This window comes from Nocardia implantans (genome assembly GCF_035544775.1).
Taxonomy (GTDB): Bacteria; Actinomycetota; Actinomycetes; order Mycobacteriales; family Mycobacteriaceae; genus Nocardia; species Nocardia implantans.
This window is the reverse complement of record NZ_JAYKYQ010000015.1, coordinates 25769-46043: the sequence shown is the minus strand read 5'-3', so window position 1 is coordinate 46043 and position 20275 is coordinate 25769. Positions and strand designations below refer to the sequence as shown.

Here is a 20275-nt window from a genome sequence, read left to right as displayed (position 1 = left end):
ACCGCACGGCGTCCCGCCGACCAGCGATTGCCGCGCCGCGACGGCGAATGTCGATCCCACCTGCAACAACGGGCACCGCGCCGGTCGGTCCGTCGTCGGGTCAGGTGAACAACGGACGACGACAAGCCCGGGTACCGTGGACGATTGGCCAGCGCGGCGTTTGCCCTTTGGTAACCCAGCTATGACACAAACAACGCGAAAGTGTGGGCAAGTCGATGGGAGGTGCGCGGAGCACCATGCTCGAGACAGACGTCGACGCGCGGGCGCGCCCGCTGTCACGCGGCGACCGCGCGCCGGAGGCCAGGACGCTGGTCGACATCCTGACCGCGACGGCGCTCGCTCATCCCGAGGCCCCTGCCATCGATGACGGCCAGGTGGTGCTGTCCTACCTGGAGCTGGTCGTCGAGATCGAGAAGACCATGGCCCGTCTCGCCACCGCGGGTGTGCGGCCGGGCGACCGGGTCGGCGTGCGCATCCCGTCGGGCACACGCGAGCTCTACGTGACCATTCTCGCCGTCCTGTACTCCGGCGCCGCCTACGTGCCGGTCGACGCCGACGATCCCGACGAGCGCGCCCAGCTGGTATTCGGCGAGGCGCAGGTCACCGCGATCGTGACCGCGGACGGCATCGAAACCACGGCCGCGGGCATCCGCGCGGCGGAGCGGGAGCGCCCGGAAACCTGGTCGACGCTGCCCGCTCCCGGAGACGACGCCTGGATCATCTTCACCTCCGGCTCCACCGGAACGCCGAAAGGCGTTGCCGTCACCCACCGCAACGCGGCCGCCTTCGTCGACGCGGAAGCCGAGTTGTTCCTCCAGGACGCCCCGATCGGTCCCGGCGACCGCGTGCTCGCCGGTCTGTCGGTCGCCTTCGACGCGTCCTGCGAGGAGATGTGGCTGGCCTGGCGCAACGGAGCCTGCCTGGTGCCCGCGCCGCGCGAGCTGGTGCGCACCGGCGCCGATCTCGGCCCCTGGCTGGTGCGGCGGCGGATCACCGTCGTCTCGACCGTGCCCACGCTGGCGGCGACCTGGCCGGTCGAGGCGCTGGAGGCGGTGCGCCTGCTCATCTTCGGCGGTGAGGCCGTCCCGCCGGAACTGGCCGAGCGGCTCGCCGGCAACGGCGACGCGACGCGCGAGGTGTGGAACACCTACGGCCCCACCGAAGCCACCGTCGTCGCGTGCGCCGCGCGCTTGGACGGCCGATGGCCGATCCGAATCGGATTGCCGCTCAACGGCTGGGACCTGGTCGTCGTGGACGCGGCGGGTAACCCGGTGGCCGAGGGGGAATCCGGCGAATTGGTGATCGGCGGCGTCGGACTCGCCCGCTACCTGGACCCGGTCAAGGACGCCGAGAAGTACGCCCCACTGCCGTCCGTCGGCTGGGAGCGCGCGTACCGCAGCGGCGACCTGGTGCGCAACGACAGCGCCGGTCTGGTCTTCCTCGGCCGCGCCGACGATCAGATCAAGCTGGGTGGGCGGCGCATCGAGCTCGGCGAGATCGACAACGCTCTGCAGCACCTGCCCGGCGTCACCGGCGCCGCGGCGGCCATCCGGACCACCAAAGCGGGCAACAAACTTCTGGTCGGCTATCTGACCGGGCCGGGACCGGATTTCGATGCCAAGGCCGCGCGCGCCGTCCTCGCCGGCCGGCTTCCGGCGCCGCTGGTACCCCGGCTCGCCGTGGTCGCGGAGTTGCCCACCCGCACCTCCGGCAAAGTCGACCGCGACGCGCTGCCATGGCCGCTGCCCAACGCCGCCGATGACGACGACGACAACGAGCTGACCGGCACGGCCCTGTGGATCGCCGGGCTCTGGGATGCCATCCTCGGCGCCGAGGTCGGCGATCTCGACGCGGATTTCTTCGACCTGGGCGGTGGCTCGCTCGCGGCGGCGCAGTTGGTCACCGCACTGCGCGAACGGTATCCGCAGATCGCCGTCGCCGATGTCTACGATCACCCCCGCCTCGGCGCGCTAGCCGAACTGCTGGAGCAGACCACGCCCACCGTGGCCGTCGCCGACCGGACGGTGCGGCCGACGCCGTGGCTCGCGCAAGCCGCGCAGGTGCTCGCCACCATTCCGCTCACCACGCTCACCGGACTGCAGTGGTTCACCTGGCTGGCGATCGTCGGCAATATCGCGGCCTGGTCCGGCTCGCTGCCGTGGCTGCCTCGGCTGTCCTGGTGGTGGACGCTGGTCGCGTTCCTGCTGTTCATCTCGCCGCTCGGCCGCATGGCGATCTGCGTGGCGGGCGCGCGGCTGCTGCTGCGCGGGGTCCGGCCGGGGCGCTATCCGCGCGGCGGTTCGGTGCATCTGCGGTTGTGGGCGGCCGTGCGGCTGTCCGAGGCCAGCGGCGCGGAGAACCTGTCCGGCGCCCCGTGGATGGTGCCGTTCGCCCGCGCGCTCGGCGCGAAGATCGGCAAGGGCGTCGATCTGCACAGCCTCCCGCCGGTGACAGGGATGCTCGAACTCGGCGACGGCTGCAGCGTCGAGCCGGAGGTCGATCTGTCCGGCTACTGGATCGACGGCGACGTGGTGCATCTCGGCCCGATCGTCGTCGGCCCCGGCGCGGTGGTCGGTTCCCGTTCGATCCTCTTGCCCGGCACGAAGATCGGCAGGAACGCCGAGGTGGCGCCCGGCTCCGCGGTGGCGGGCAAGGTGAAGGCGGAACAGGGGTGGGCCGGTTCGCCCGCGGTGAAGGTGGGCAAGGCGCAGCACCGCTGGCCCGCGCACACGCCCGCTCGGGCCCGGCGCTGGGTCGGCGTGTTCGGCATCACGTCGATGGCGTTGGCCGCCATGCCGATTCTCGGCATCGGAGCCGGTGGCGCGATCCTCGCCTGGTTCGTTCGCGACACCCGCACGCTCGCGGACGGTGTCGCGCGTGGGTTCGCCGTCCTGCCCCTCGCGACCCTGCTGAGCCTGGGGGTCTACGCCGCGGCGACCGTCGTCGCGGTCCGGCTGCTGAGCATCGGCCTGACCGAGGGCTACCACCCGGTGCGCAGCCGGGTCGGCTGGCAGGCATGGGCCACCGAGCGCCTGCTCGATTCCGCGCGCACCTTCCTGTTCCCGCTGTACGCCAGCCTGCTCACCCCGGTGTGGCTGCGTTTGCTCGGCGCGAAGGTCGGCAAGAGCGTCGAGGCGTCCACGGTGCTGCTGCTGCCGAAGTTCACCACCGTCGCGGACGGCGCGTTCCTGGCCGACGACACCATGATCGCCGGTTACGAACTCGGCGGCGGCTGGCTGCACATCGGCGCGGCGAAGGTCGGCAAGCGCGCCTTCCTCGGCAACTCCGGCATGACCGCCCCCGGGCGGCGGGTGCCGAAGAACGGGTTGGTCGCGGTGCTGTCGGCGGCGCCGTCCAAAGCGAAGCCGGGTTCGTCCTGGCTGGGCAGCCCGCCGGTCCGGCTGCGCCGCGCCGCGGAGAACGCCGACACCGCGCGCACCTTCGATCCGCCCGCCCGCCTGCGCGTCGCCCGCGGCTTCGTCGAGACCTGCCGCTTGATCCCCGTTCTGGTGACCTTCGCGATCGGTCTCGGCGTGCTGTGCGCCCTCGCCTGGCTCGCGCAGACCTTCGGCCACCTGGCCGCCGGGCTGCTCAGCGGGCTGGTGCTGCTCGCGGCCGGCGCCGTGGCGGGGGCGAGCTCGGTGGCTGCCAAATGGTTGCTGGTGGGGCGTATCCGCGCCGAGGAGCATCCGCTGTGGAGTTCGTTCGTCTGGCGCAACGAGGTCGCCGACACCTTCGTGGAAACGGTTGCCGCGCCGTGGTTCGCGCGCGCCGCGACCGGGACGCCCGTCCTGAATCTCTGGCTTCGGGGCCTCGGCGCCCGGATCGGGCGCGGGGTATGGTGCGAGTCCTACTGGCTACCGGAGGCGGACCTGGTGACTCTCGGCGACGGCGCGACCGTGGAACGCGGCTGTGTGGTGCAGACCCACCTGTTCCACGACCGGATCATGGCCATGGACACCGTCACCCTGGGCGCGGGCGCCACCCTCGGCCCGCACTGCGTGGCCCTGCCCGCGTCGACGCTCGGCGACGGCGCGACCATCGGCCCGGCTTCCCTGGTGATGCGCGGTGACGCGGTGCCGGCCTCGACGCGCTGGTGGGGCAACCCGATCGCGCCTTGGTTCACGGGCGACCCCGGGGCGCGCTGATGGCGGGCAAGTTCTACGAAGCCCCCATCGACGAGTACCTCCCGCAGAACGGCAACCGGGGGTACCGGGTTTCCCGGTACGAGCTGGAGCTGACCTATCGGGTGTCCGCCAACCGGCTCACCGGACGCGCCGCCGTCACCGCCGTGACCACCGAGGCGCGCACCCGGTTCGCGCTCGACCTCGGACAGGCACTGAGCGTGTCGAAAGTGTCGGTCAACGGGATCAAGGCCGCGAAATTCGCCCATCAGCACGGCAAGTTGATCGTCACCCCGGCACAGCGGATTCCGGCCGGCGGCGTGCTCGCGCTCGTGGTGCAGTACGGCGGCACACCGAAACCGGTGCGCGGGCCATGGGGCGAGGTGGGCTGGGAAGAACTCACCGAAGGCGCGATCGTGGCAAGCCAGCCCAATGGCGCGGCGTCCTGGTTCCCCTGCGACGACCACCCGAGTTCAAAAGCCAGCTACCGGATCTCGATCACCACCGATTCGCCGTACTACGCGGTGGCCAACGGGACCCTGCTGCGCAAGCAGACCAAGTCCAGTCAGACCACCTGGGTGTACGAGCAGGCCGAGCCGATGTCGAGCTACCTGGCCACGATCCAGATCGGTCACTATCGCAAGCACCGCGTCGGTTCTTCGCACGCCCCGGTGCCGATGCACGCGATCCTGCCGCCGCGGCTGCGCGCCGCCTTCGACCACGACTTCGCTCGTCAGCCGAGGATGCTCGAGGTCTTCAGCGAGAAATTCGGTCCCTACCCGTTCGCGGACTACACCGTGGTCGTGACCGACGACGAGCTGGAGATTCCGATCGAAGCCCAAGGCATCTCCATCTTCGGCGCCAATCACTGCGACGGCCGCCGCGGCGCGGAACGGCTGGTCGCACACGAGCTGGCGCACCAGTGGTTCGGCAACAGCCTGACCATCCGGCAGTGGCGGGACATCTGGCTGCACGAAGGCTTCGCCTGCTACGCGGAATGGATCTGGTCGGAGGCGGCGGGCGGGCCCACCGCCGACCAGCTGGCCCGCGCCGCGCGGCACAACCTGGCCCGCGAACCCCAGGACATCGTCATCGGCGATCCGGGACCGCAACGCATGTTCGACGATCGCGTCTACAAGCGGGGTGCGCTCACCCTGCACGCGCTACGCCTGGAACTCGGCGACTCGGCCTTCTTCGACCTGCTCCGGGAATGGACCATTCGCTACCGTCACTCGTCGGTGACCACGGAGGAATTCACCGACCTGGCCGGGCACTACAGCCTGGTGTCACTGCGCCCACTCTGGGACAGCTGGCTGCTCGCCGAGCGACTACCGCAGCTGCCGCCCCACGGCGGCGCGTCGACGGCCTGATCAGAACACCAGGTATCGCGCGGCGAGTTCCTCGACCAGTGGATGGTCCTCCGGCACGTTGGCCAGCGCGTCCAGGTCGGTCGCCACGGCGATCTGGCGTGGGTCGTCGCGCTCGGCGTCCCGCGGATCCTCGATGAGCTGGCGCAGCAACTTCTCCCGCACCCGGGTCTTCAGCGAATCGTTCATACCTGGGGGCTGCCCGCCCATGCGCGTGTTACACGGGTGTGAACAGGGTTCCCCACGGCGTATTGCGTACGACGGTGTAGATCGCCAGCAACGCGAAGAATGTCCACATGGTGGTCCGGCTGATCGACGGCAGCCGCATCTTCCGGCCGCGCCACGCTTGCGCCGTCCAGTCCAGCACCCAGACCGCGAAGGCGAGAACCAGCGGCAGCGCGAGCAAGTTGCTGTGCAGGGCATCGATGACATGCCCGTCGGTGAGATTGTGCACGGCGCGCATCCCACCGCAGCCGGGGCAATACCAGCCGGTCAGGGCGTAGACCGGACAGGTGCCGTAGGAGCCTTCGACGTGCGGGTCGCGCACGTGCAGCAGCAGGCCGACACCCACGCCGACGCCCGCCACCAGCAGCGGGAGCGCCGCCCCGCGCCACCCGGTCTTCGGCTCGGTTCCCGGGTCCGTCACCGGGGCGGAGGCAGGATGCGCGATGTCCACCAGTCAACGGTAACCGGGCGGTGACATGCGCCGCTACGGCGCCGACTCCGATCCACACGACGCTGCCCGGGGTGCCGTCCCCGTGGTGCTCGCTGAGATGAAGCGTCGCCTCGGTCCGGGAGACCTGCGCGTAGAGGGGGAACTCGGCGCCGAACCGGTGCTCCCAGTCCACGGCGAAGCCCAGGTAGTCCTGGTAAAACGCATAGGTCCGCGCGACGTCGAACCTGCGCACGACGGGTATCGGAGCGGCGAACTCGATGGCGGCCATGCCGCGATCTTGGCATCGAGGCCCGACAACCTCGGAAAAAGCACGTACGACTTTTTCTGCCGAAATGATCTTTTGCCGTACGAATCCGGGGGTACTCCCCGATATAGACCACGAACACCGGCGTGCAGCGCTAACACTAGCAAGCACCGTTGCTTGCACTGTACGGTGACGGTGGACACAAAGGAGTGCCTGATGCTGGTGAAGTCGATGAAGACGCTGGCGGACGCGTATAACGGTGCGCTGACCGCCGACTACCGCGCCGGACTGCGGTCCCGCACCTTCCGGACCGCGTCGTTGAACGCGCCCACCGCCCGCCACGCGGTCATTCCGGTCACCACCAAAGACGGCGCTCGCCTGCGGGTGCACGCGTACGGTCCGGCCAAGGGCGATGTCATCGTGCTGATCCACGGCTGGAGCTGCAGCATCGAGTACTGGAACCCGCAGATCAACGCGTTCGCCGACCGGTACCGGGTGGTCTGCTACGACCAGCGCGGCCACGGCGCGAGCGAGCCGGGCAAGACCCTGCCCAGCAAAGAGTCACTGGCCGACGATCTCTCGGCCGTGCTGGCTGCCACGCTGCGTCCAGGACAGCGTGCCGTGCTGGTCGGCCACAGCATGGGCGGTATCACCGTGCAGGCGTGGGCGGCTCGCTATCCGGAGCAGGTCCGCAAGCAGGCCGCGGCCGCCGTCCTGTTGAACAGCACGTCGGGCAACATCCGCTACGACACGGATCTGCTTCCCCTGCTCAACAAGCCGTTGACGTTGGCGGATCGTCCCCTCACCCTGTTCGGCGCCAGCGTGCGGATGCCGATGATCGTCGCGGAGACACTGCTGACCGCCCCGGTCCCGCTGCCGGGCGGCTGGCCGACCAGCGCGCTGCTCAAAGCCCGCGTGATGACCCCGCACGCGACCGCGGACCAAGTGGAGTTCGCGCTCGGCATCGTGCGCTCGTGCAGGCCGCTCACCCGCGGCAGGCACGCCGCCGCACTCGCCGACATGGATCTCGCCGAAGCCGCCGCCGCTCTCACCGTGCCCACCACGGTGATCGCGGGCGCCCACGACCGCTTGCTGCCCGAACGCATGTCCCGCCGCATCGCCGATGCGCTCGCGGAAACCGGTCACCTGGCCGCCTACCACGTCTGGCCCACGGGGCACTTGGGCAATATCGAAGCCGCCGATCGCTTCAACGCGGAACTGGCCGCCATCGCCGAGAGCACACACCTGCACTCCGCGGCCGCGGGCTGACCCCGGCGGACGCTGCTCCTGGGCGGGGCTGAGGCCCCGGTCGAGGAGCAGCGTTTCCGAACCACGATCGGCCCGCCCCGCCACAATCTCCAACCGGCGGTCGCTTGTCTTGAATTGCCGGGCACTCCGGTGCCGGATCACGGCTACTCAACGCACCCCACATAGGCTCCCGTTAACACTCCGCGAACTCATGTCGACACAGCAGACAGACAGTTTCGGTCCGACGAAGGGAGCAGCGGGTGAATGTTCGGCATCGTGTGGCGGTCTTGGCCCTGTCCATCGGCGCACTCGGTGCGACCGCCCCGGCGGTATCCGCGCTCCCCCTCGGTGTCCCCCCGGCACGAACGCTCTGTGCCGGGGGCGGCGCGGGCATCGGCATGATCGCCGCCTACTACGACCCCGACCGCAACTACTCCGGCGACCCCACGCTGTGGATCCGCCCGGAATTCGTCTTCGCGCCCGACCGGCCCGGCGGCTCCTGTGGCGTCACGGTCACGGTCTCTTGGCGTAACTCCGACACCGGGGTGTTCGGCACCCTGCCGCCGATCCGGCTCGATGACAACACACCGGCCGAGGAGAACGTCGCAGGCGCCTGGGTGCCGGTGTCCATTCCCTCCGGTCTGGGGCGCGTGGAAGTTCTGATCGCGACGGACGCGCCCCACGTCCCCGGAAAGGGAGTCTTCGTCGTGACGTAGACCATGCGCCCTGCGCTACGACGTGCTCCCACCCGGATCCGGGCCAGCGGCGCCGGGCCCCTCGGCCGTCTGACGCCGCCGGCCCCCGCACGTGGCGACCCATGTACTCAGGCCGCGACGCGATGCGGATCGTCTCTCAGCCGGCGGCGCGGCGCGCCTTCATGCTCCGGACCCACTGCGCGACAGCCGCGACGGCCGAGAACATCGCCGTCGCTCCCGCCAGCAGCGCGGTGCCGGTGAGTTTCGCGGTCGAGAACTCGACCTTTCGAAGCCCTGGCAGCGGATATTGCCCGTTGCCCGAAGCCCATCGGATCACGTAGCCGACCTGGGTGCCGAGGTCGGTGGGCGGGCCGGAGCCGATCATGGAGCGCAACTCCGGTCCAGCCCCGTTGAGATAGATCAGCGTGAAAGCGATGAAAAGCGCGACCGCCACCGCCGAGCCGGTCGTCAAACGAGCCAACGCCTCGGTGCGCGCCCAGAGATTGGCCAGCGCGGCCAGGACGGTCAAGAAGATCGCGATTGTGGCGAGAACGGCCCACTTGCCGCTCAGGTTGGAGTGAGCAGGCGGGTTCTTCGACCAGAGGCCGACGAGCGTAGTGGTGATATGGGTTTGCCCGAAGGCATTGCTCCAGATCGTGCCGTCCGGTCCTCCGGTGGCGAGCCACGGCTTGAACAGGAGGGTGAACGTGACGACGCTCCCAGCCGCGGCGCCCAGATAGCCCCAGTTGTCCCGGAGCAGTAGAGCCAGCGGTCGCAGCGCTGCCCGGAATTGCGGCGCCTTGGCTCGCAGTCGCGGCATCCTGGCCCGGAGTTTCGGCAGCCGCGCCCGAAGTTTGGCGACGTCGACCCGGCGTTTTCGAGTATCGCCCGGCGAGCGGCTCGTCGAGGCTGCCTGTTGCTGCCGGTCACGACTCGCTCGCCAAGGAGTTGGCTGCACCATCTCGCTAGTCCCCCTTGACCGAATCGGTACATGGTGCGCCGTCGGACAACGGCTCGCTGACCACGGCAGCGGGCTGCCGTGCGGCCGGTTGCCGGCGAGTGGCTGTCTCCGGAGCCGTCAAGGTGTCGCCGCCCGCCTCGGCGTCGACGGCCAAGCCGGGAGTCGTCGCCTCCGGTTTCGCCACCGACAGCGGATCCGCGATGTCTTCCAAGGACTGACCTTCGGCGTTCACTCCGAAGAACCAGGCGACCAGACCACCGAAGATCATGAACCCGGCGCCGATGAGGTATCCCACCGTGAGCGGGAACCGGTCGGGACTCGGGTTGTCGGCGCCACCGACCAGGTGGCCGAAGAGGAACGGTGCGACGACCCCGCCCGCGCCCTGCGCGATGGCGAAGAAGAACGAGATGGCTTGGCCGCGCAATTCGAGCGGGAAGATCTCGCTCACCGTGAGGTAGGCAGACGATGCCCCCGCGGAGGCGAAGAAGAAGATGACGCACCAGAAGAGAGTCTGGGTGACGGCGTTCAGGATGCCTGCGTTGAATGCCCAAGCGGAAATGAAGAGCAGGAAACCCGAGCCGAGATAGGTAGCGCAGATCATCTTCCTGCGGCCGATGCTGTCGAAGAGCGGGCCGAGCACCAAAGGACCGATCAGATTACCGACGGCGAACGGGAAGAAATAGTATCCCGTGTGATCGGACGGCACGTCGTAGAAATTGATCAGCACCAAGCCGACGGTGAAGAATATGGCGTTGTAGAGAAATGCCTGCGTGGCCATCATCGTGAAGCCGAGGAAGGAACGCGATGGGTACCGGCCGAAGAAGATCCTGGCCATCTGCAGGTAGGACAGCCGATCCGCGTCCACGATGTCCAAGGCTTTGCTCTCGTCGACCGGAGGGAGTTCGATTCCCTGGCTGCGCACCTGCGCTTCGATCTCATCGACGGTCCGCTCCGCTTCCTCGGCCCGCCCGTGCGTGAGCAGCCAGCGCGGGCTCTCCGGGATGTGCCTGCGCAGGAAGATGATGATGAAGCCGAGGACGGGCCCGATGAAGAATCCGATCCGCCATCCCCAGCCGGTCGGGATGAAATTCTCGTTGAACAGGATCAGGCTCGCCGCCGCTCCCAATGCCGCGCCACCCCAATAGGTGCCGTTGATCGCGATGTCCACCCTGCCCCGATACCTGGACGGCATGATCTCGTCGATCGCGGAATTGATCGCCGTGTATTCGCCACCGATTCCGGTGCCCGCGATGAAGCGGAACAGATACAACGACCACGCGTTCCACGAGAAACCGGCCAACCCGCTGCCGATCAGATAGATCGCCAGGGTCAGGATGAACAGTTTCTTGCGACCGAGCCGGTCGGTGAGCCTGCCGAACACCAAGGCGCCGACGACCTGACCGGCCAGATACCACGAGGCCATCGCACCGACCTGCCCGGACGTCAGATGCAGCGCCTCGACGTCTTGCAGCGGCCCGCCCATGCTGCTGACGATCTGGATCTCGATTCCGTCCAGGATCCAGGAGACGCCGAGCCCGACGACGATGAGCCAGTGGAACTTGGTCCACGGAAGCCGGTCCATTCGGGCGGGCACCAGACTTCGCACGACCTTGGTTTGTGTTTCCAGCACTTGACGGACCACCTCGATTTCAGAAGAAGGCCGGACCGCCGCGGGGCCTGCGGGACGCCCCTGCCCGAACGCCGCGCGGGGATCACCTCGCCCCAGGGTGACCTCGACCAGTGGGCCGAACCCGGCGCCCGGAACGCGAAAGCCCCAGCACAGCGCGGTCGTGAGCGGGAATCGCGTCTCGACATCCGCACTGGTATCGCTCCTCAACGGCCTGAGCGGAACATGGTTACGCCCGATTTACGTAGCTATTGGATCGTTGTAAATTGTGCCACTAACTGGCGGCGCATTAAAGCCCGGCATCGGTCTTCCCACTGCTGACACCACGCGGAACCCGTTGAGCGACATGGCGTATTCAGGCGTCAGGGGATCGGCGGCCAAGGTCGCACCCCCAGCCTCTCCTGCGCGTCACGCTGCGCTGGCGGCCCCGACCACATCCATCGTCGGAGCCGAGCAGGTCGCCGGCTTGCCATCCAACAGCGATCCCGCCCAGATGTCAGCAGTTTCCAGCTCACGGGCGGGAGTATCGGCATCGTCCGGGTCGAAAGCCCGCTATGGGCTGAGCAGACCGCCTTGTTCCGCGGCCGGGGGGCCGCATCGAAGCGGTCACGCGGTCATAGAAGAGTGCGTGTTGTCGAGCCGGAAATCGAGGCCTGTTGCCGGGGTGTCATGTCGGCCCCTTCCCCGGAGATACGCCACGATGGTCGCGGCGGAGTCTCGTTCGAACCTGATCGACTCGTCGAGGAACTCGGTTGCCGAGATGGCCAAGGTCGGGTCCGCGTGGCGCAGCGCGGTCACCAGGCGGCCACCGCGGTACAGGAGCGCCGGATCGCGACCGGACGATTCCCATTCGGCGGCGTCGAATTCGGTCCGCCTGCGCCAGATCAGCGCGGCCTTCTCGTCGGAGATCCAGGTGCTCAGCCTGCGCCAGGTGAGGAGCAGATTGTGCGCGAGATGGGTGGATCGGTCGTCGACGGTGAGAATCCGGGCTCGGGTCAATCGTGCGAGGAGCCGGACGGCGTCCTGGCGGCGACCCGGTCCAGCTCCATGTGCGGTAGGAAGCGGCGCACAACGCTGCCGTCGGTGTGGACCGTGACCAGGTGGAGCAGCAGTTGCCGGGAGTCGGTCTTCTCCTGATCGGAAAGCATGTCCCAGGCCGTTTCGGCCATGCGTTCCACGATGCCCGCCACGCCGCCGATCCGGGCGAGCCCTGCCACGGTCAACGTGTTCTTCTCGCGGGTCGACCAGAGTGCGCGCAAGGTCATCGAGAGCAGCGGCACGGCGCCGGGCTCGGCGAATCCCGGGTGCGCGTGGTGCGGCGGAAGCCGGTCGATCAGCGTTGACTGCAGCAATTCCGCCACACCCGGCTGGACGGTGACGCCGTGGGCGCGTGCCGGGTCGGTGATCGCCGAAGCGATGTCCTGCGGGCCGAGCGAATCCAAGGTGAGGCTGTTGTGCTCGATCGCCTCGGCCAGGACCGGATCGCCGGTGCAGGCCGCGACGGCGTCGGCGCGGATCACCAGCAGAATCTGCGCCATCTCGGAGATCTTGTGCAGTACGGCGAGGAAATGAGACACCTGCTGCGGATCCGAGCGATCGGTGAACAGGTCCTCGAACTGATCAATGATGATGAGGGGGCGGCCATTTCGGCTCGGTTTCATTCGCTCGAGCAGGGCGTCGTAAACGCGGTCGACGTTCCCATGGTCGGATGCTTCGATCAGTGACCGGATCGGATTCGCACCGGGACTCAGCAGCACGGCTTGCCGATTCGGCGCCGTCGACTGCAGCGCGGGCAGCAGTCCCGCCCGCAGCAGTGACGTTTTGCCTACCCCGGAGGCGCCGACGAGTGCGAGGTACCTGCCGGGCCCCTGCACCAGTCCGACCAATTGCTCGACGGCACGAGCCCGCCCCGCAAGAGGTGTGACCGAGGACCGATACGGGTCGAGGCCCGGATACGGGACGGTCTCGGGTGTCCCGGTCTGTTCGACGACCGGCGATCGGGCCATCGACCACAGCGCTCGCCAGCTCGGCATACTCAGCAATTCGATGGATGCGCCCGTACGACGCCGCACGCGCTCGCCGAGTTCTACGAGGACGGGAGCCAGCGTCTCGAATCGCGCTGGAACGTTGCGTCCGGCCTTCCAATCGCTGATCCGCTGCGCCGAGACCGTTACCGGCCGTGCCGCGCCCTTGGATTGCTGAGCACGCCGCTGGGCCCGCATCGCGACGCTACGCAGTGATGGGCTGTCCGCCGCGTCGTAGAGCGCCGCGAATCTGCGCGCGAACTCCTCGCGCGCGAAGTGCGCATTGTTCCCACCACTGAAGTGAACTGCTGGCCTCACGGTCAACACCGCCCCCGTTCCGCTCGTACAGGCACTCGGTTCCGCCCCCGTGCCCGAATTTGGTGTCTTACAGCTTTGGACGAGGCAGCAGCCTCGTCGGTTCCCTTCTTCTTCCGAAAGTTCTAGCAACAGATCGTGAGACGTGCCCGCGCTCTGTCAGATCGGACAGTTCGCTCGACTCCTGCCTGCGGCTTCGATGGTTCACCGGGATGCCGCCGGGCTGCAGCAATGTGGCGAATTCTGATGTGGTCTGGGCGAGTTGGGGTAACCGGAGGGCTCCGGCGGCGGTGACGTGCCGCGCGGCGAGGACCATCTCGATGGTGCCGAGATGGGATCCGGGGCACACGCGCGTGCCCGAGCCGAACGGGAGATAGACGTGCCTGCGCTGGCCAGCGGCTCCGCTGGACCAACGATCGGGGTCGAAGTGGTCCGGCTCGGTCCAGTACCGATGATCTCGGTGCAGCAGATATGGGCACATAACCACCTCGTGACCGGGTTTCATCCGAAAACCCGCCACCTCCGTGGGGCGAACGGCGGTGCGCGAGAGAATCCACTGCGGAGGGTGCAGGCGCAGTGTCTCCCGGATCACCGAGAGTGTGTAGGCGGCTTCGGTCGGCAAGCCCGCGGCGGTCAACCGGCTGCGTCCCAGCTCGTCGGTGACCCGCGCTCGGATGTCCGCGTGGGTGCCCAGACGAAGCAGCAGCCAAGACAGGGCGACGCCGGGAACGCCGGGCGCGGCGAACATCGCCATCCGCAGCACCGCGAGGATCTGAGCCTTCGACCTCGGTTCGGCGTCGTGCAGCAGGACATCGAGCAGGTCGCGCGGCGCGGCGGGTCGCGGCGAGTGCGCACGCGATCCGATACATTCGGCCAGCAGCGCCATCAGTTCCCGGTTGGCCGAATCCGCGGCGGCCGCAGCGGGTCTGGGCAGCCAGCGCACCCGGGCCTCGGCGCGATCGATGGTGTCATAGGAGCTGGCGAAGAGATTCGTGGCGGCAGTGTGTATGTCGTCGATCAACGACTGTGTTTCCGCATCGCCGCCGAAGCAGAAGTCGGCGATCCCCCGGCCGCAGAGATCGCGGCATGTTCCGACCAATTCGGTTCCGAGGCCGGCCAGATCCGCGGGGAGCCAGTGGGGCGATCGCGCGATGTGGGCGTCGACGATGTCAGCCCGGAAGCCGCGCCACAATTCACGCCGGACCGTCATCCAAGCGGGAAGCCGGGCCAGTCGCGCCGCGCGGCCTCGTGCTCCGGCGATGCCACCCGAATCGATGACGAAGTTAGTGTTCGTTTCCGCGAGCACGCGGTGCACAGTGTCCGGTTCGAACACCGCGATGACCCCGCTGGCGAGCCGGGCGCCGTCTCCGCCGGTGTGCTGAGCCTGCCGGAGCCAGGACAGCGGATCGCGCCGGAATGCGGCGAGATCTCCGACGGAGCCCCCCTTCCCGATCAGTGAACGGGCGGCCATTGATCGCACGTGTAGTACAGGTAAGCCCGAGCGACCCGCGCTCGGGTGAGCCGCAGGAACCAAGCGGTGGCAATATCTCGCATAGTGTGAACCAGTCCAATTCTGAAAGGAGGATCGATCGGTACCTGGGAAGAATGGCACGCGCGGGATCGTGGTTCAATGACGGCTGCCGGAATTATCGAGTTCTCGCAGGCCAGTTGCGATGGAAAGTCGTCCGGTCCGGACATGGTGCCGCGGACGAGCCTGCGCATCGAGCTCGCGGCCCGGCGCGCGAGCGGAGCGCGGTGACACCGGGCACGATGCCGGACCGGATCACGTCATGCGGAACATCAAGCGCATCCTCGCTGGTGAGCGTGGTCGTACGGCGGGGCGGTTGTCCGGTCCGGACAGCATTTTCGGACCGTTGACCTGCGCTGGCGTCCTCGGTTCGAACTCTCCTATTGAAAAGCGCCGATGGCCGCCATACCGTTCGGTCCAGAAAGCTTCTCGAGAACCACCAGCCGTGGGAGTCGGCGTGTCGTTCACCAAGGAGTCGGGGAGGAAGCGGTGGGAAGGAAAAGTGTGCCGCGTCTTTCGGCGATCCGAATTATCGCCGCTAATTTTTTCATGGGCGGGAATTCAAAATTCCGCTTGCCCGAGCGGCCAGTTCGGAGAATTTCTATTCCCCGGTTACCGGTGTTTCGACTGATCGATTCCTTCGGGCGCTGGCGGTCGATCCGCCGCGCGGGGGGATATCGGCCAGGCGTCGCCCCAAGCCACGTCTCTTGCCCCGCGATACGCCGCGCCGTGTCGCTTGGAGACGAGAGCTTGCCGCATGCCGTCGTCGGCCGTGCAGACCTGCAGCGTGACCAAGCCCTTGCGTTTGACCGGATGCCGCAGGATGCGGCCCGGGGCGGGGGCGTGCGCGGTCCGGGACGCGATCACATAGCAGAACTTCTCGTCCTCATGGCCGAGTTCGCCGCCCTTCAACCGCCGGTGCAGGGAGGTGCGGTTGATGCGCGTGCTGAAATGGCACCAGTCCGTCCCCTCGGCCAGCGGGCACACGTGCTGATGCGGACAGGGGGCCACGACAGTCAGCTCGGCCTCGATCAAGATGTCGCGGGCGGCGAGGATTCTGCGGTGGCCGTCCGGAGTTCCAGGCTCGATGATCGCGACCACGTCCGCCCCCTCGGCCGACCGAGCCACCAGGTCGGCTTGGTCTGCCGCGGAAAGTTCGCTCAGCACGTAGGAGATGGTGACGAGGTCGGCCGCGCCGAACGGTTCCCGAGCGGCGAACGAGGTGCGCCGCCACGCGGCGGAGCGCATCGCCGCGGTGGTAGCGCCGGCCGCGAGTTCGTGCCCCAGCCGCAGCGCTTCCTCCACCTGATCGAGAATGGTCACCTCCGCCAAGGAGGGGAACAGATCGGCCGCTGCCCACAACGCCGCGCCGGTGCCCCCGCCGATGTCGAGCATCGTCCCGGGTCGGAAGCCGGGCGCTCGGTCGGCGAACCGCTCCAGCGCGCTGCGCACCGCTGCCCACGTGGCAGGCATGCGATAGGCGGCGTAGGCGGTGACGTCTGCGGTCGAGGCGAGAATCGGCGACGCTGCCGGGCGTGGGTCCCGGTACCGCGCGATCAGCCGTTCGACCGAGGCGGCGAGCTGCCGCTGGGGAACGCCCGCGCATGCCCGGTCGAGGGCCTCGACGAGTTCGACGGGCAGTTCCACCCGAGAAAACTCCTTCGGTCGGTGATGGCTGGCCCGTCATTCTGGCACGGCCTCTCCGCCAGCCGCGTCTCAGCGCGCGGCGCCCCGGGGCTGAGGTAGCGCGTGGAGGGCCAGGAGGGCGGTGTCGTCCTCCACTCCCGGCCCGAAGGAGTCGAGCAATTCCCGGATCGCTTCGATGCAGCCGGAGGCCGTGACGGGCGCCAGCGCGCGAGCGAAGTCGGCGAGGGCTCGGTCGCCGTAACGACCGCCGTTCTCCGTGACGCGAGCTTCGGTGAGTCCGTCCGTGTAGAGCAGCAGCGTGTCCCCGACTTCGAGCCGGAAACTCCTGGTGACGATGTGGGCATGCGGGATGGCCCCGATCAGCTGGCCACCCCACGTGTGCATCTCCTCCACGTCGCCGTCGGCACGCAGGAGCAGCGCGGGCGGGTGCCCGCCGCCGGCCAAGGTGATGTCACAACCCTCGCGATCGGGTGTGGGCCGGATGAGCCCGAAGATGATCGTGCAGAAGCGGGGCCTGTGCCCGTGGTGTCGCTCGGTGAGCGTGGCGTTGAGCATGTCGAGCACCGCGGCCGGGTCATGGGTGTATGCGGTGGCCGTGCGCAGTGTGTACCGGGCCAGTGAAGTGAGTGCGGCGGCGGGGGCTCCCTTGCCGCAGACGTCGCCTAGGAACATTCCCCAGGTGTCGGCACTAATGGGGAACAGATCGTAGAAGTCGCCGCCCACCTCGTCGACGGAGGCGATGTGGTAGTACGCGGCGACCTCGAGGCCGGGAACTTCGGGCAGGTCGGGTGGCAGCAGAGTGGTCTGCAAAGTGGCGTTCAGACGCTGCAGGCGTTCGCGCTCCTGCTCGGCTTCGCGCCGTGCCCGCAGCAGCTCCGTCTCGTAGGCCCGGCGCTCGCGGGCGTCGAAGACGGTGGTGCGGATCAGTAGCGGTTGCCCCTCTCCGCCGGTTTTGACGTGCGAACTCACCAGGACGGGTAGTCGGCCACCGTCGGCGGTCTTCATCTCGAGGGCGATGCCGCGAATGTCGCCCTGCATCCGGAGCAGCGGTGCGAAATGGGTTTCGTGATAGAGGCGACCACCCACGGTGAGCAGGTCGGAGAAGTGTTTGCGGCCGACCAGTTCGTCGCGCCGCCAGCCGAGCCAGTCCAGGAGCGTGGCGTTCACTTTGGCGATGCGGCCGTCCAGCGAGGTGGAGAGGTATCCGCAGGGGGCGTTCTCGTAGAGGTCCTCGGCGCTGTCCTCCAGTAACGCGGCGAACACCGCGTCGTCGTCCGTCCCCGCTCCGAGAGCACTGCCGCCCTCTCGGTCGCCCGCCTCGCCCGTCATCCGGTTTCGGCGGCGAAGGCGGCGATGGCGGCGGCGGTCTCGGCGGGAGAACTGAGCTGGGGGCAGTGTCCGGTCGCGGTGAGCGTGACCAGCCGGCTGCCCCGGATCCGTTCGTGCACGAACGCCCCGACTTCGGGCGGGGCGATGGCGTCGGCGGAGCATTGCAGGATCAGCGTGGGTACGCCCACATCGTCCAGATCGTCCCGGTTGTCGGAGAGGAACGTGACCCGGGCGAACACGCGCGCGATCTCCGGGTCGGTGCGACAGAAACTGTTGGTGAGTTCTTCGGCCAGCTCCGGACGGTCCGGGTTGCCCATGATGACCGGCGCCATCGCACCCGACCAGCCCAGATAGTTCGCATCGAGCGCTTCCAGGAGTTCCTCGATGTCGGCGGCGCTGAAACCGCCCCGGTACCCGGTCACCGGATCATCGATGAAGCACGGCGAGGGCGTCACCAGGACCAGTCCGGCGAATGCCGCGGGCTCGCGTGCGGCGGCGAGCACGCCCATCGTCGCGCTGACCGAGTGCCCCACGAAGACCACCGGCCCCAACTCCAGCCCGCGAAGCAGCGCCAGCACATCCTCCACGTAGCCGTCCATGCTGGAATACCGCGACGGGGTCCACGCCGAGAGATCCGAGCGGCCCGCGCCCACGTGGTCGAACAGGACGACGGTGAAGTCGCGCTCGAGAACCGGCACGACCAGCCGCCACATGTGCTGGTCACACCCGAAGCCGTGGGCGAGCACGACCACCGGCGCGCCGATCTTGCCGCGCACGCTCACATGGTTCCTGCTCAATAACTCCACACAGACACCTTCGCAGAAAACCCACGCGCGCGCTCACCCCGGGGTTGCCCTGGTGAGTGACATCGACGCGGAGCCTCCGTCGACAGCGGAGGACGCCGGGCCCGTCGCACCGCGAGCCGCTACCTGCTCGGCGTCACACCGGCCGGCCGCCGGACACTGCCCTCGAGGCTTCACCGGCAAAACCGAGACTCCGGACCAGGAGCATGCGCCCACCCTCGAACAGCGGACGCGAGAAGTGGCCGAACCGCAACGCCATCAGATCGGCGAGCTGGCTGTCCCAGCCCGACACTGCCCATCATGGTTCGGTCCATGACGCCGAGAAGTGGCTTCGCTGTGCCGAATTCAACTTCCTCGGAATGTGGCCCCTCCCCGAGTTCTCGTTCATCGGGCTGCCGTGTACACACGAGCTGGATCGACATCTCGTTTCCGTCTCGCCGGTGCGGGTAGCTCCGAAGAGGAATCAGCGCGATCGTCGGCATCGGTTGGACGTTCGGCGGCGGAGGAGAGGGATCTTCGGTGTCAGGGTTGTGGGCTGCGGGTGGCTGGGGGCTTCTGGCCGGATCCGCCTTGCTGGCAGGAGCTTTGGTCGGCTATTTCGCGCGCATCCCGACGAAGATCATCGCCAGCATCATGGGTTTCGGTAGCGGAGTGCTCCTGTCGGCGGTGTCGTTCGAACTGATCGCCGAGGCTCACGAACGCGCAGGGCTGGCACCTACGGCACTCGGCGCGGTGACCGGGGCGGTGAGCTACACCCTGGCGAACCTAGCTTTGGCGCGCCGCGGCGCCCGGCACCGCAAACGCTCCGGAGATCAGCAGCCCAGCGAATCCGAACAATCCGGCTCCGGCACCGCCATCGCCTTGGGCGCGCTGCTCGATGGCGTCCCTGAGTCCATCGTCATCGGCACCAGCCTGCTCGGCGGCGGAGCCGTCAGCATGGTGACCGTAGCCGCGGTGTTCATCAGCAACATCCCCGAAGGCCTGTCCAGCGCGGCGGGAATGCGCCGAGGAGGCCGTTCCCGGCGCTATGTGTTCACCCTCTGGGGCGGGATCGCGATCATCAGCGCGGTGGCCGCGATGTCGGGCTACGGACTGCTCGGCGGCGCCCAGCCTGCCGTGCTCGCCGCGATCACCGCCCTGGCCGGTGGCGCGATCCTGTCCATGATCGCCGACACCATGATCCCCGAAGCATTCGAACACGCCCACCTGTGGGTCGGACTGATCACGGTGGCCGGATTCCTCACCGCGTTCAGCCTGTCGCAACTCGAGCGATAACCGCTGAGCACGATTCTCCGCCCCGACGCCGCCCGGCGGGATCGACTCGCCGTGGTGACCCGACGAACACGCCGACCTCACGTCCGCCGGCCCCGCGTCGTCGAGGTGGTGTCCGGTGACGGTTTCATTTGAATGCTGGCGGGTAGCTGACCGTTATGACAGCGATGCGAAACCGACCAACCCGAATCGCAGGGGCGGAGTGGGGAACCGCAGTCCTGGCCCTGTTCACCTGCTTGGTTCTCTCCTTTGGCATCACCGCCCTCACCGGCTCCGCCGGCACCGCAGCCGCGGCCACAGCGTTGCTGGCCGCGGCGATCTCGGCGACGTCGAAGATTCTTCCTTACTCGTGATATCGCCGCACCGACTCGACCGGCGATTGCTTCCGTCAAGTGCGCCGAGGGGGTGCACCGAC

Annotated in this window: 15 protein-coding genes and 1 pseudogene; 5 read left to right on the top strand and 11 right to left on the bottom strand. The window is 68.2% G+C overall.

Annotation, left to right across the window (positions count from 1 at the left end):
• Window positions 1-236 precede the first annotated feature (236 nt).
• Both U3653_RS28570 and U3653_RS28565 read left to right on the top strand, forming a co-directional pair.
• The gene (locus tag U3653_RS28570; protein ID WP_195077993.1) at window positions 237-4148 is read left to right on the top strand and encodes a Pls/PosA family non-ribosomal peptide synthetase; all 3912 of its coding nucleotides are present in this window, start codon (window positions 237-239) and stop codon (window positions 4146-4148) included.
• On the top strand, window positions 4148-5494 hold the full coding sequence (locus tag U3653_RS28565) for a M1 family metallopeptidase (RefSeq protein ID WP_195077992.1): 1347 nt from the start codon (window positions 4148-4150) through the stop codon (window positions 5492-5494). The genes U3653_RS28570 and U3653_RS28565 overlap by 1 nt, the downstream gene beginning before the upstream one ends.
• Here U3653_RS28565 and U3653_RS28560 read toward each other — a convergent pair whose 3' ends face one another.
• From U3653_RS28560 to U3653_RS28550, 3 genes and pseudogenes are all read right to left on the bottom strand, one after another.
• Window positions 5495-5680: a hypothetical protein gene (locus tag U3653_RS28560; protein WP_195044543.1), complete on the bottom strand. Its 186-nt coding sequence runs from the start codon at window positions 5678-5680 to the stop codon at window positions 5495-5497.
• A 28-nt stretch (window positions 5681-5708) separates the two neighbouring features.
• Window positions 5709-6167 carry a DUF2752 domain-containing protein gene (locus tag U3653_RS28555; protein WP_323124571.1) on the bottom strand — a complete coding sequence of 153 codons (459 nt, stop codon included), beginning with the start codon at window positions 6165-6167 and terminating at the stop codon, window positions 5709-5711.
• 88 nt (window positions 6168-6255) lie between these two features.
• Window positions 6256-6435, bottom strand: a pseudogene (locus U3653_RS28550) (glyoxalase superfamily protein); the annotation flags it as partial.
• 192 nt (window positions 6436-6627) lie between these two features.
• Between U3653_RS28550 and U3653_RS28545 the strand changes: the two are divergent.
• Window positions 6628-7680 (top strand): alpha/beta fold hydrolase, encoded by a 1053-nt coding sequence (locus tag U3653_RS28545; RefSeq protein WP_195077991.1) that lies wholly within the window; start codon window positions 6628-6630, stop codon window positions 7678-7680.
• 239 nt (window positions 7681-7919) lie between these two features.
• Entirely contained in the window at window positions 7920-8375 is a 456-nt protein-coding gene (locus U3653_RS28540) for a hypothetical protein (protein ID WP_195077990.1), read from the top strand.
• A gap of 136 nt (window positions 8376-8511) precedes the next feature.
• Here the strand turns inward: U3653_RS28540 and U3653_RS28535 are convergent, their stop codons facing one another.
• The 8 genes from U3653_RS28535 to U3653_RS28500 all read right to left on the bottom strand — a co-directional run bounded on the left by U3653_RS28535 (window position 8512) and on the right by U3653_RS28500 (window position 18591).
• Window positions 8512-9174, bottom strand: a complete 663-nt coding sequence (locus tag U3653_RS28535; protein WP_195077989.1) for a hypothetical protein — start codon at window positions 9172-9174, stop codon at window positions 8512-8514.
• A 145-nt stretch (window positions 9175-9319) separates the two neighbouring features.
• A complete protein-coding gene (locus U3653_RS28530; RefSeq protein ID WP_323124570.1) occupies window positions 9320-10945 on the bottom strand; it encodes an MFS transporter in 1626 nt (541 codons plus the stop codon).
• A gap of 603 nt (window positions 10946-11548) precedes the next feature.
• The gene (locus U3653_RS28525) at window positions 11549-11941 is read right to left on the bottom strand and encodes an nSTAND1 domain-containing NTPase (RefSeq protein WP_195077988.1); all 393 of its coding nucleotides are present in this window, start codon (window positions 11939-11941) and stop codon (window positions 11549-11551) included.
• Window positions 11938-13284: an ATP-binding protein gene (locus tag U3653_RS28520; protein WP_195077987.1), complete on the bottom strand. Its 1347-nt coding sequence runs from the start codon at window positions 13282-13284 to the stop codon at window positions 11938-11940. The genes U3653_RS28525 and U3653_RS28520 overlap by 4 nt, the downstream gene beginning before the upstream one ends.
• A gap of 67 nt (window positions 13285-13351) precedes the next feature.
• Window positions 13352-14752, bottom strand: a complete 1401-nt coding sequence (locus U3653_RS28515; protein WP_324722486.1) for a cytochrome P450 — start codon at window positions 14750-14752, stop codon at window positions 13352-13354.
• A 669-nt stretch (window positions 14753-15421) separates the two neighbouring features.
• Window positions 15422-16456, bottom strand: a complete 1035-nt coding sequence (locus tag U3653_RS28510; RefSeq protein ID WP_195077984.1) for a small ribosomal subunit Rsm22 family protein — start codon at window positions 16454-16456, stop codon at window positions 15422-15424.
• Window positions 16457-16525: 69 nt separating this feature from the next.
• The gene (locus U3653_RS28505) at window positions 16526-17785 is read right to left on the bottom strand and encodes a PP2C family protein-serine/threonine phosphatase (protein WP_195077983.1); all 1260 of its coding nucleotides are present in this window, start codon (window positions 17783-17785) and stop codon (window positions 16526-16528) included.
• Window positions 17782-18591 carry an alpha/beta fold hydrolase gene (locus U3653_RS28500; RefSeq protein WP_195077982.1) on the bottom strand — a complete coding sequence of 270 codons (810 nt, stop codon included), beginning with the start codon at window positions 18589-18591 and terminating at the stop codon, window positions 17782-17784. Before U3653_RS28500 ends, U3653_RS28505 begins: the two co-directional genes overlap by 4 nt.
• A 516-nt stretch (window positions 18592-19107) precedes the next feature.
• On the opposite strand from U3653_RS28500, the gene U3653_RS28495 reads away from it, so the two are divergent.
• Window positions 19108-19863 (top strand): ZIP family metal transporter, encoded by a 756-nt coding sequence (locus U3653_RS28495; protein WP_195077981.1) that lies wholly within the window; start codon window positions 19108-19110, stop codon window positions 19861-19863.
• Window positions 19864-20275 lie beyond the last annotated feature (412 nt).